Origin of the sequence: Acetobacter oryzifermentans, from assembly GCF_001628715.1 — a bacterium.
GTDB classification, from domain to species: domain Bacteria; phylum Pseudomonadota; class Alphaproteobacteria; order Acetobacterales; family Acetobacteraceae; genus Acetobacter; species Acetobacter oryzifermentans.
The window spans coordinates 1376812-1389000 of sequence record NZ_CP011120.1 but is presented as its reverse complement, the minus strand read 5'-3'; the positions used below and the strand labels follow the sequence as shown (position 1 = coordinate 1389000).

10 protein-coding genes are annotated in these 12189 nt (G+C 53.9%); 5 read left to right on the top strand and 5 right to left on the bottom strand.

The window, feature by feature from the left end; genetic code table 11:
* Positions 1–112 precede the first annotated feature (112 nt).
* Together WG31_RS06715 and msrA are read left to right on the top strand one after the other, a co-directional pair.
* Positions 113–2806: a valine--tRNA ligase gene (locus tag WG31_RS06715; protein ID WP_063354903.1), complete on the top strand. Its 2694-nt coding sequence runs from the start codon at positions 113–115 to the stop codon at positions 2804–2806.
* A 79-nt stretch (positions 2807–2885) separates the two neighbouring features.
* Positions 2886–3422, top strand: a complete 537-nt coding sequence (gene msrA, locus WG31_RS06710) for a peptide-methionine (S)-S-oxide reductase MsrA (protein WP_035351367.1) — start codon at positions 2886–2888, stop codon at positions 3420–3422.
* 12 nt (positions 3423–3434) lie between these two features.
* Here the strand turns inward: msrA and WG31_RS06705 are convergent, their stop codons facing one another.
* From WG31_RS06705 to WG31_RS06685, 5 genes are read right to left on the bottom strand one after another with little or no spacing between them, the layout of a single operon-like run.
* Positions 3435–4790 carry an ABC transporter ATP-binding protein gene (locus WG31_RS06705; protein ID WP_006115306.1) on the bottom strand — a complete coding sequence of 452 codons (1356 nt, stop codon included), beginning with the start codon at positions 4788–4790 and terminating at the stop codon, positions 3435–3437.
* 15 nt (positions 4791–4805) lie between these two features.
* Complete coding sequence (locus tag WG31_RS06700; RefSeq protein WP_063354017.1) at positions 4806–6554, bottom strand: ABC transporter permease; 1749 nt, start codon at positions 6552–6554, stop codon at positions 4806–4808.
* On the bottom strand, positions 6551–7030 hold the full coding sequence (dut, locus tag WG31_RS06695; RefSeq protein ID WP_063354016.1) for a dUTP diphosphatase: 480 nt from the start codon (positions 7028–7030) through the stop codon (positions 6551–6553). Before dut ends, WG31_RS06700 begins: the two co-directional genes overlap by 4 nt.
* A 35-nt stretch (positions 7031–7065) precedes the next feature.
* Complete coding sequence (coaBC, locus tag WG31_RS06690; protein ID WP_063354015.1) at positions 7066–8295, bottom strand: bifunctional phosphopantothenoylcysteine decarboxylase/phosphopantothenate--cysteine ligase CoaBC; 1230 nt, start codon at positions 8293–8295, stop codon at positions 7066–7068.
* Between the two features lie 11 nt (positions 8296–8306).
* On the bottom strand, positions 8307–9089 hold the full coding sequence (locus WG31_RS06685; protein WP_006115302.1) for a class I SAM-dependent methyltransferase: 783 nt from the start codon (positions 9087–9089) through the stop codon (positions 8307–8309).
* 29 nt (positions 9090–9118) lie between these two features.
* Between WG31_RS06685 and mutM the strand changes: the two genes are divergently transcribed.
* The 3 genes from mutM to dnaA all read left to right on the top strand — a co-directional run bounded on the left by mutM (position 9119) and on the right by dnaA (position 12140).
* Positions 9119–9958, top strand: a complete 840-nt coding sequence (mutM, locus tag WG31_RS06680) for a bifunctional DNA-formamidopyrimidine glycosylase/DNA-(apurinic or apyrimidinic site) lyase (protein ID WP_063354014.1) — start codon at positions 9119–9121, stop codon at positions 9956–9958.
* A gap of 137 nt (positions 9959–10095) precedes the next feature.
* A complete protein-coding gene (gene rpsT / locus WG31_RS06675; protein WP_012812907.1) occupies positions 10096–10365 on the top strand; it encodes a 30S ribosomal protein S20 in 270 nt (89 codons plus the stop codon).
* A gap of 341 nt (positions 10366–10706) precedes the next feature.
* The gene (gene dnaA / locus WG31_RS06670; RefSeq protein ID WP_006115300.1) at positions 10707–12140 is read left to right on the top strand and encodes a chromosomal replication initiator protein DnaA; all 1434 of its coding nucleotides are present in this window, start codon (positions 10707–10709) and stop codon (positions 12138–12140) included.
* Positions 12141–12189: the final 49 nt, after the last annotated feature.

Below are 12189 nucleotides of genomic sequence, written 5' to 3'. Positions count from 1 at the left end.
TGAACGCACACATTTCAGTAACGGGTGCTCTGCCAAAAACCGGATGATTGCTCTGCAAAGGCGGAGGCAGTACATGCCTGCCGCCTTTTTTACGTTGTGTGGTGGAATACATATGCTGAACAAGTCTTTTGAGCCGGCCCAGATAGAAACACGTCTGTACGAATTATGGGAAAGCAGAAAGGCATTTTCTGCACAGCCCAACAGCGGCAAAAAGCCGTTTACTATTATGATTCCACCGCCGAATGTTACCGGCACCCTGCACATGGGCCATGCCCTTACCATGACATTGCAGGATACGCTTATCCGCTGGAAGCGTATGCAGGGGTTTGACACCCTGTGGCAGCCCGGCACAGACCACGCAGGCATTGCCACCCAGATGGTGGTGGAACGCACCTTGGCCACCGAGGGAAAAACCCGCCAGGAAATGGGCCGTGATGCGTTTATTGAGCGCGTGTGGGAATGGAAGGAACAATCCGGCGGCGGCATTACAAAGCAGCTGCGCCGCCTTGGCTCCTCTCTCGATTGGCCACGTGAACGCTTTACGATGGATGAAGGCCTTTCCCGCGCAGTGCGGGAAGTGTTCGTAACTCTTTATAATGAAGGGCTGATTTATCGTGATCGCCGGTTGGTAAACTGGGACCCGGTTTTCCGCTCCGCCATTTCTGATCTGGAAGTGGAAAGCAAGGATGTTGCCGGTAATCTGTGGTATATTCGCTACCCTGTTGAAGGCGCTGGGGATGCAACAATTACCGTTGCCACCACGCGGCCAGAAACCATGCTGGGCGATACCGCTGTAGCCGTTCACCCAGAAGATGAGCGCTATAAAAACCTGATTGGTAAATCCGTTCGTCTGCCACTAACTGGCCGCTTGATTCCGATTGTTGCAGATGAACATTCGGACCCGGAAAAAGGCACGGGCGCTGTTAAAATCACGCCCGCGCACGATTTTAATGACTTCGAAGTCGGTCGCCGCCACAACCTGCCCATGATCTCTGTTCTGGACGATCAGGCCCGCATTGTGCTGGATGAAATCGAGCAAGACCTCAGCGCTGTTGAAGGACTGGCTGACCCAGCCTTTGTGCGCAGTCTGGCGGGCCTTTCCCGCGAGGAAGCACGTAAAACTATTGTCGCCCGTCTGGAAGAAGATGGCTGGCTGGAAAAAATCGAACCCCATCGCCATCAGGTGCCGCATGCTGAACGTGGTGGAGCAGTTATTGAACCACGCCTAACCACGCAATGGTATTGTGATGCTGGCAAACTCTCTGGCCCAGCCGTGGAAGCCATTACATCCGGCCGCGCCAGCTTTATTCCCAAACAGTGGGAAAACACCTTCTTTGCTTGGATGCGTGATATCCAGCCTTGGTGTATTTCGCGCCAGCTTTGGTGGGGTCATCGTATTCCGGCATGGTATGGCCCAGACGAACATGTGTTTGTGGCGCATGATGAAGCCGATGCTCAGGCACAGGCCAACGCCCATTACGGCAAGGTAGAAGTACTGCGGCGTGATGATGATGTACTGGACACATGGTTTTCTTCCGCCCTATGGCCGTTCTCCACATTGGGCTGGCCAGATAAAACACCAGAACTCGCCCGGTATTACCCAACTGATGTTCTGGTAACAGGCTTTGACATCATCTTCTTCTGGGTTGCCCGGATGATGATGATGGGCCAGCACTTCATGCATGATGTGCCATTCCGCAACATTTTCATTCATGGTCTTGTGCGCGATGAGCACGGGCAGAAAATGTCCAAAAGCAAAGGCAATGGCATTGATCCACTGGAACTGATTGATCAGTACGGTGCAGACGCCATGCGCTTTACCATTTGCGCACTCACCGGTATTGGACGAGATGTCAAACTGGGCCGCAAACGGGTAGAAGATTACCGCGCCTTCATTACCAAGCTCTGGAATGCCGCTCGCTTCTGTGAAATGAATGGCGTTAAACCTGTTGAAGGGTTTGATCCGGCAACCGTTAAATCTCCGCTTGGTCGGTGGATTATTGCCGAAGCGGCCGCTGCTATTACAGAAGCAACGCGTGCGCTGGATTCCTACCGTTTTGATGAATACGCACTCAGTTGCTACCGCTTTGTATGGAACCGATTCTGTGATTGGTTCCTTGAATTCGCAAAACCCGTATTTAACTCTACGGATGAAGCCGAAGCCGCAGAAATTCGCGCTGTAGCAGCTTATGTTTTGGGCGTTATCCTGCGCCTGCTACAGCCTGTTATTCCGTTTGTAACGGATACGCTGTGGCACTCCTTTGGATATGGGGAAGAAGGCAGCCTTATTTCTGCAAGCTGGCCAGAACCTGTTGTGCCAGCCGGTGCAGAAGCAGCTCAGGCAGAGTGCGACCAGATTATTCGCCTGATTACGGAAATCCGTACAGTGCGGGCAGAAATGAACGTGCCACCAGCACAGAAAGCTCCTGTGTTTTTGAAAGATGCCTTGCCGCAAACATTGGATCACGCACAGCGGTGGCAGGAAGCCATTGGCCGCATGGCGCGTGTTTCTGAAATTGCGCCATTGCAGGGTGATATTCCGCACGGCTCTGCACAGGCTGTGGTGGATGAGGCAACTCTTATCATCCCGCTGGCCGGGTTGATTGATCTGGATGCCGAACGTGCACGCCTGAAAAAGGAGCTGGGTAAGGCAGAAGATGAAGTTGCCAAAACTGAAAAGAAACTTGGCAACCAGAACTTTGTCACCCGCGCCAAACCCGAAGTGGTGCAGGAAATGCGGGATCGTCTGGAAGTGCAGCAGGGTGAGTGCGTGCGCCTGAAAGCAGCTCTATCTCGCATCGGGTAACAACCGCGCGATTCCATATAGCCTGCTGGCTTAATTGCTGGCAGGCTATATGAGCATACAAGCAGGAGAGAACAGCAGCATGGAAACAGCAATACTTGGCGGTGGATGCTTCTGGTGTCTGGAAGCTGTTTACCGTGGCATGAAAGGCATTCTCTCTATTGCGCCGGGTTATGCGGGCGGCACTGTGCAGCACCCTACCTATCAGCAAGTGTGCACCGGGCAGACAGGCCATGCCGAAGTTATCCGGCTGGAGTTTGACCCTGCCATTATCAGTTATGCTGAAATCCTACGCATCTTCTTTGTTATGCATGACCCCACAACCCTGAACCGACAGGGAAATGATAAGGGCACACAGTATCGCTCTGTTATTTTCTATGAAAATAACCAGCAGAAGCAGCTTGCGGAAAGCGCCAAACAAGAAATTGCGCAGGAAAAAATCTGGGGCAATCAGCCTGTGGTGACAGAAATTCAGCCTCTCACCACTTTCTGGCCAGCGGAAGAAGCGCATTTTGATTATTACGCCCGCAACCCTATGGCGGGGTACTGTCAGGTTGTTATCAGCCCCAAAGTGGCTAAAGCCCGCAAGGAATTTGCGCGTTACTTTAGCCCCACATAAAAAACAGACGGCTTATTCTGAAGTTTCATCTTCCAGAAAAAAGCGGTCTCCTTCTTCATCATAATCAAACAGTTCCGCAAACCGGCCCCAACCAATAATGGTCTGGAGTGTCTGGCGCGCGTAATCGGCAGACATACTATCTTCCAACTCACTACGGAAACGCTCTGCTTTAATGCTGTGAGATGGCCGTTCATCTAGAAGGGTGCAGATCATCCGCACCAACGGCACGTTATGGAGCAACGCGTGGCCCATAATAGCCTTGCGCTCATCCAAATCGCTCAGAACAAAATGCACGCCCTCGTTGGTGAGCAGGATATCTCCATCTTCCAGTTCTGCCAGACGCAAAAGTTCCAGAGATTCCCCTAGTGGGAACAGATCATCCAGTTCAAGCTGAAGCTTTTCTGCCAATACCGGCAAATCCGCTCGGCCATTGAGCGGGGGTGCAGCCAAGGCCTCCATCATTCCAATCATCATGGTAATGGAAACAGGCACCAAAGCGCGGAAAGAGCGGGTAAGGGCAGCGCCTTGTGGCGCGCCTCGGCGTGCCAGATCGGCCTCAGAAACAATAGGGGCACGCTGCGTCATCAACGCGTAAATGTGGTCCACCAGTTGGCGGAACTCTGCATCTTCGCGGTTACGCGGGTGTGCAAACGGCACGTTCAGCACATGCGCAATGCGCCCGGGGTTGGAAGATGCAATCACGATGCGATCACACATCAACACAGCTTCTTCAATATTATGCGTCACAATCAGCATACATTGAACTGGCAGCTTTTCTTCCGACCATAGCTCTATCAGGTCTGTGCGCAAATTTTCCGCTGTCAGCACATCCAGGGCAGAAAAAGGCTCATCCATAAGCAGCAAGTCAGGATGCACCACCAAGGCACGGGCCAACCCTACACGCTGCTGCATGCCGCCAGAAAGCTCCTTGGGCCAAGCATTCTCATACCCACCCAAGCCAATCAGATCTATGGCATCATCAACCAGCTTGTCACGCTCTGCGGCAGGCACTCCGCGCGCATCTAGCCCCAGTGCTACGTTTTCTTCAACTGTCATCCACGGAAAGAGGGCGAAGGACTGAAAGACCACTGCAATTTCCTGCGTGGGTTTATGCAGAGGCTGCCCTTTCCACACTATCTCACCAGAAGAGGGAGGCAGCAAACCAGCTAGAATACGCAGCAGGGTAGACTTGCCCGAACCTGAACGCCCAAGCAGTCCAACTATTTCTCCGGCATGCAAGGTAAGGCTAATGTTATCCAGCACCTGCACATCAGCAGCGCTGTCCTTATGATAAAAACGGCTGACATGACGTGCTTCTGCCAAAACAGAGCCGGATGGAAATGTTTTTTTCTCTGGGCCAGATGCCATTGCTCTCTATCCGGTTCAGTTCAGTTTTAGGCGACGAGCGACAAAGTCCGACAAAGGCCGCCATACCAAAGCATTGGTGAACATGACAAATATACACATCACCACCGTACCCAACCCAACATTACTTATGTTTCCCAGTTGAGTGCTTTGCGCAACATAAGCGCCTAGGCCATGGGCCGTTAAGGTTGTTTCTCCCCACTGCGCCACTTCCGATGCAATGGCTGCATTCCATGCGCCACCTGCGGCCGCCATAACGCCCACAAGGTAATAAGGTGCAATGCCCGGCAGTATAATGCGCCGCCACCAGAACCAGCCTCTCACTTCCAGATTTCGGCCAACTTCCAGCAAATTGGACGGGAAGGAGGACGCCCCAGCAATAACGTTGAACAGGATGTACCACTGCGCCCCCAAAATCATCAGGGGGGTGAGCCAGATATCTGGCGTCAGATGAAAATGTACAATTACCACCACAAACACCGGAAAGAACAGGTTAGCCGGAAAAGCCGCCCCATACTGTGCCAATATCTGCGCCCGTCGGGCGCGCATGGGGTCCAAACCGCACCAGATACCCACCGGCACCCATATTAACGATGCCAGCACCAACATGCTGACCACACGCAGCAATGTGATACCACCCAACCCAAACACATAGGCAATCTGGCCAAGCGTGTAATGGGTATGCGCGTAAGCCCACACCTGCCATGAAGCCGCAAGGCAGACAATTAGAAGAAAGCCCCACCACAGCCAATCTGCACCATCACTGTTGTCATCCGCTGTGGCATGCACTGTATCAGGGCGAGCCCCCAGAGGCAGGTAGCTTATGCGCCGCCCAACAGAAAGCAGGGCATTGCCCCCCATCCGCAGCAAACGTGTACGGCGCACCAGCCGCAAAAACCATGGTTCTACAACCTGGGCCGTATTAACACTTTCCAGCCTGAAGCGTGTGGCCCACGCGGCCAAAGGCCGAAACAGCACCTGATCATAAACCAGAATAACAACCATCATGGCCACAATGGCTGCGGCTACAGCACCAATATTCTGCTGATCTATGGCCATACCAACATAGGAGCCTATGCCCGGCAGCGTAACATCCGTGCTGCCAACGGTAATGCTTTCAGAATACACCACCATGAACCAGCCACCGGCCATGGACATCATGGCGTTCCATACCAAGGATGGGATAGTGCAGGGCACTTCCAGCCGCCAGAACTTCTGCCAGCTTGTTAGGCCAAAACAACGTGCGGTTTCTTCCAGCTCAGGCGGCACAGACCGCAGGCCCTGATACATGCCCAACGCCATGTTCCATGCCTGACTGGTGAAAATAGTAAAAATTGCCGCACATTCTGCCCCCAGTATACGCCCCGGAAACAACCCCAGAAAAAACGTGATGGTGAAAGACAGAAACCCAAGGATGGGAACAGATTGTAATACGTCTAATAAAGGTATCAAAATCTGCCCTGCACGCCTGCTTTTGGCCGCCAACGTTGCATATACAAACGTGAACACCAAAGAGCACGCCAAAGCCGCAAACATGCGTATGGTTGTGCGCAGTGCATAGCCGGGCAAATACCACATATCCAAATGTATGGGCATGCTGGCAGGCGCCACCAATGGCCCCAGCATGTGCCTTACTGCTGCCCCCAGCGCTATTGCCGCAGCCGCCAGACACAAAAGCAGAAGAGCATCTGCGCTGTTCAGATAACGTAAAGGCAGAGAAGACGAACCTTGTGGCCGAGGTACAAGGTTCATCCAGCTTCTGTTCATGGCACTCCGATTCCCGTGCTGCCAAACCCACCTGCGCCGCGCTGGGTTTCATCCAGCTCGTTACATTCGGCCCATGCCACCCGTGTAACGGGGGCCACAACGGCCTGTGCAATACGCATGCCGCGCTCAATGGTAAACGGGGTTTGGCCGGCATTCAGCACAATTACCCCCAGTTCTCCGCGGTAATCTTCATCCACTGTTCCGGGGGAATTGGGAAGGATAATGCCGTGCTTGAGAGCCAAGCCAGAACGCGGACGCACCTGAAGTTCATACCCACGGGGCAAGGCTATGCGCAGCCCGGTTGGTACCAACACTCGCGCACCGGGCAGCAACACCACGGGCTCTGCTACTGCGGCCAGCAAATCCATCCCCGCAGCCCCAGCCGTGGCGTAGGAGGGTAGGGGCAAACCCTGCGCATGAGGGAGGCGTTGCACCTGCACACTAAGATCAGCCGAAGGAGAAATGGGTGCAGACATCAACAAGCCTCTATCAAAATTTCAAAAACAATCTATCAGGATTCTGTAAACCAATCTGCCATGCGAGAAGCAAGCCTTTGTGCAACTTCTTCTTTTGGCATATGTGGCCAGCGCTCACTGCCTTGGGCGGTTATCAGAACAACCTGATTTCTATCACCCCCCATAATGCCTGTGCCAGCACTTACATCGTTTGCAACAATCCAGTCACATCCTTTGCGTTGGCGCTTGGCGGTTGCGTGCTCCTCCACCTTTTCGGTTTCTGCGGCAAACCCTACAACAAGCATCGGGCGCTGTGGGCCGGGAGCGGAAATTTCGGCCAGAATATCTGGGTTAGACACCAGCCGAATAGGAGCGGGCACATCATCTCGGCTGGTTTTTTTAATTTTTTGCCCCGCTTGCACCTCAGGTCGCCAATCTGCCACCGCCGCGGTGCAGACAGCCACATCAAACGAAGCCGCTGCCTTAACGCATTCCAGCATTTGGCAAGCTGTTTCGCACGGAACAAATGTAACACCAGCAGGCGCACGCAACATGGTTGGGCCACTTACCAATGTCACGGAAGCTCCAAGATCCGCCAACGCCGCAGCAATGGCATAGCCCTGTTTGCCGGAAGATCGGTTAGCCAGATACCTTACAGGATCCAGCGGTTCTTGCGTAGGGCCTGCTGTTACCAGAACAGCCTTCCCCGCCAAAGGGCCATTCTGCTGTTGTCGCTGGCGGAAAAATGCTTGCACGGCATCCAAAATATCGGCGGGTTCCGGCATCCGGCCTGCGCCAAATTCACCGCAGGCCATGGGGCCAATAGCTGGCGGCACAACATGTACGCCGCGCTGCTGTAACGTGGCCACGTTATGCTGCGTAGCAGCGTGCTCCCACATTCTCACATTCATGGCGGGAACGGCCATTACAGGTGCATCTGTCGCCAATAAAAGCGTGCTGGCCAGATCATCCGCCAGACCACCGGCCATACGTGCCAGTAAATTGGCAGATGCAGGGCAAACAAGAACCAAATCTGCCCAGCGGGAAAGCGCAATATGCCCCATTTCCTGCTCAGCCGTTAACGAGAACAGGTCTGCATAAACCGGCTGTTCACTTAACGCTTGCAGGGTAAGGGGCGTTACAAACTGGCTTCCACCTTCCGTAAGCACGCAGCGCACCTGCATGCCAGCGCCTTTAAGCAGACGTATCAACTCCGGCGCCTTGAAGGCGGCAATACTGCCGCCCACAATGAGCAAAACGGAACGGGAAGGCAAAACCACGTCCATACCCTTTGGCCTTATACGCGCCAGCCGGAATGAATGGCTGCAATACCACCGGAAAGGGACTGATACCGCACGTGAGAGAACCCAGCCTCACGGAACATATCTGCCAGTGTTTCCTGATCCGGGAAGGTGCGAATGCTTTCCGCCAGATACTGGTAGCTTTCACGGTCCTTGGCGATCAGATTGCCCATGGCAGGCAGCACCTTGAAAGACCACGCATCATAGATAGGTGCCAATGCCGCCACCTGAACGCGGGAAAATTCAAGGCACAGAAAACGCCCGCCGGGTTTGAGCACACGCCGTGCTTCACGCAGCACAGCCATTTTATCTGTGCAGTTTCGCAGGCCAAAAGCGATGGAAACCCGATCGACGGACATATCGCGCAGCGGAATAGCTTCTGCATCCACAACGCAAAAAGACAGATCGGATACAAAACCACGATCAATGGCCCGATCCCGCCCAACAGATAGCATGCTGCTGTTAATGTCGGTCATAATGGCGGAGCCCCCGCCACCCTTCAGCCAGCCAAAGGTAATATCACCCGTACCACCGGCCAGATCCAACAAAGACATGCCGGGCTGCGGGCCAAGCTCTGTTACAAAAATACGCTTCCATACCCGATGGATGCCAAGGGACATGATATCATTCATCACGTCATACTTACCCGCAACGCTATCAAACACGTCACGAACAAGGTTTTTCTTTTCTTCCTTCCTTACGGAACGGAAGCCGAAATCCGTTTCTTCCACTGTTGCGTCAGAAGAAGCGGGGGAGGGCGTAAAGCTGTTGTCGGTCATGGGGTTCCCCTATACCCTGCTTTTTAGCCATGCCGGAACTCCCTGAAGTAGAAACCGTAATGCGCGGGATGCAGATTGCCCTGCAAAACGGTACCATCAAAGAAGCAATTGTGCGCCGTCACGACCTGAGATGGCGGATTCCTGCCGATTTCTCACAAACAATCGAAGGCCGCCGGATAGAAGGCTTTCGCCGTCGGGGCAAATATATTCTTATGCGCCTGTCTGGTGGAATGTCCATAATCTGGCATTTGGGCATGTCTGGGCGCGTGCTTCTCGATTCTCCAACCACGCCATTATTGCATGAGCACGTTGTGCTAATTCTGCAAAATGGAAAGCGCTGTGGTTACATAGATCCGCGCCGGTTTGGCATGCTGGATCTGGTTCCAACCGATCAGGAAGATACCTATCCATTGCTGGCAGGCATGGGGCCAGAGCCGCTTGAGCCAGATTTTACCCCCAAAACGCTTTTGGCTGCCAGCAAGAACAGGCGGATGCCCATCAAACCTTTCCTGCTTGATCAGAAGATTGTGGCGGGGTTAGGCAATATTTATGTGTGTGAAGCCCTGTTTAGGGCTGGCATTGCCCCAACCATGCCAGCCTGCAATCTTACCGCCCCCAAAGCCCGCAAATTGGCGCAAGCCATACGTGATGTGCTGGAAGAAGCCATAGAGGCAGGTGGTTCCAGCCTGAAAGATTATGTACGCCCAGAGGGCGGGTTGGGGTATTTCCAGCACGCATGGCGGGTATATGGGCAAACGGGTAAGCCATGCCCCAATTGCCCCGGCACACCCGCATGTTCTGGTGTGCAGCAGATAACGCAGGCCGGACGATCCACATTTTTTTGTCCCCAAAGGCAGAAAAACGGGTAAAATCCTAGTGGCTGGCATGGAAGAAGCTTGACGGAAGGCGCTTAGGTGCATTACAGCACCGCTTACTCTTTTGGGTAGCGCGTTCCGGCGTGTCTGCCCTATTAATCTTTCTTAAGTGCTGGACAGAATAGAAACTCATGGCGAATATCGCTTCGGCGCGTAAGCGCATCCGGCAGACCGCGAAGCGGACTGCTCGTAACACCGCCCGCAAATCCCGCATGCGTACTTTCATCAAGAAAGTAGAAACCGCAGTTGAAGCTGGTGATCATGGCGCTGCGCGCGAAGCACTGCGCCTTGCTCAGCCAGAAATCCAGCGTGCGGCCACTAAGGGCGTTATCCACCACAACACGGTGGCCCGCAAAATTTCCCGCCTGTCTGCCCGTGTGAAAGCACTGGCTCCGGCCTGAGGAAAGTGCGGGGTCACCTTAATTGGTGGCCATCTGACGCTTTGAGATAAAGCCGAATCATCACCCAGATGGTTCGGCTTTGTTTTTATCACCACCTTGGCTGGATAAAGCGCAAGCAGGGCAGGCAGCATGAAATATTGATTGCTCCATTTGCTCTCACTGCTTTACCTTGCTGGATGGTTTGGCGCTGTTCGGGCTACCTTCCGCAAGATATAAGCAAGCCTGCACCATAGGCCGCCAAGGCCGTTACAGATGTTACACAGCACCGGCAGCACACGTGCCGCCTGTTTTGTGAAAATGCGTGAACCCATTCGCGCCTTAATGACCGCTCGGGAGCAAAAATGACAATCGGAGTGGACGATGACGAAAGCGCCTTTTCCCGGCTTGAAGACGGCAAGGGGCTTGAGGAATCGTGGCTGCGTATCTGCGCCCGCCTGAAGGGCGAAGTTGGCGAAGTTGAATACCGCACCTGGCTGACCAAAATTGCGCTGGGCCCGATTGATGGTGATGAAATCACCCTGCTTTTACCCACACGCTTTTTGCGCGACTGGGTAAGAAGCCAGTATGGTGACCGCCTGAGCGAACTGTGGAATCAGGAAATCCCCAGTATCCGCCGGGTGGAGCTACAGGTTGCCCGCGCCGGAGATCCGGCCCCCATACCTTTGGAAAGTGTGCCAAGCGCCAACGCCGCAACACCCGCGCAGGAAGAGGCCACCCCAGCAGCACGCACCGCGCCAGAAGTGCGGAGTGACTTGGTGACTGCGCTGGATAGCCGCTTTACGTTTGATACGTTCGTGGTGGGCAAGCCCAATGAATTTGCTTATGCCTGCGCCCGCCGGGTTGCAGAAAAACCCTCCAGCGTTGGGTTTAACCCGCTGTTCCTTTACGGTGGCGTTGGGCTGGGTAAAACGCATCTGATGCATGCCATCGGGGCCGAGCTGATCCAGAGTGGCAATGTGTCCGTGGCCTATATGTCTGCCGAAAAGTTCATGTATCGGTTTATTGCGGCCATTCGTTCGCAATCTACCATCGAGTTCAAAGAGCAACTGCGTTCCGTTGATGTGCTGATGATTGACGATTTGCAGTTCCTGATCGGCAAGGACAATACGCAGGAAGAATTCTTCCATACCTTTAATGCGCTGGTAGATGCCGGGCGGCAGATTGTGGTTTCGGCTGATAAATCCCCATCTGACCTGTCGGGGCTGGAAGATCGGCTACGCACGCGTTTGGGCTGCGGTATGGTGGCAGATATTCATGCCACCACGTTTGAGCTACGTATTTCCATTCTGGAATCAAAAGCCGCTGCCTCTGGCGTTGTGGTGCCCGGTAAGGTTCTGGAATTTCTGGCACACAAAATCACGTCCAATGTGCGTGAGCTGGAAGGCGCGCTCAACCGCCTCATTGCTCACGCCAATCTGTTTGGCCGCCCGGTTACTCTGGAAGCCACACAAGAAGTGCTGCACGATATTCTCAAAGCGCATGACCGGCGTGTAACAATTGAGGAAATCCAGAAAAAAGTAGCCGAGCACTGGAACATCCGCCTGACAGACATGTCATCCGCCCGCAGGGCCCGCAATGTGGCGCGGCCCCGGCAGGTTGCAATGTATCTGGCTAAGCAGCTTACAAGTCGCTCTCTGCCAGAAATCGGGCGCAAGTTCGGTAATCGTGACCACACAACCGTTATGCATGCGGTAAATCGCGTTACGGAACTGATGGGGCTGGATGCTGCTTTTGCAGAAGATGTGGAACTCCTGCGGCGGATGCTGGAAAGCTGAAAACGTAGAGATTCCAAAGGGATTGACTGATAATGCCCACCTGTTACTT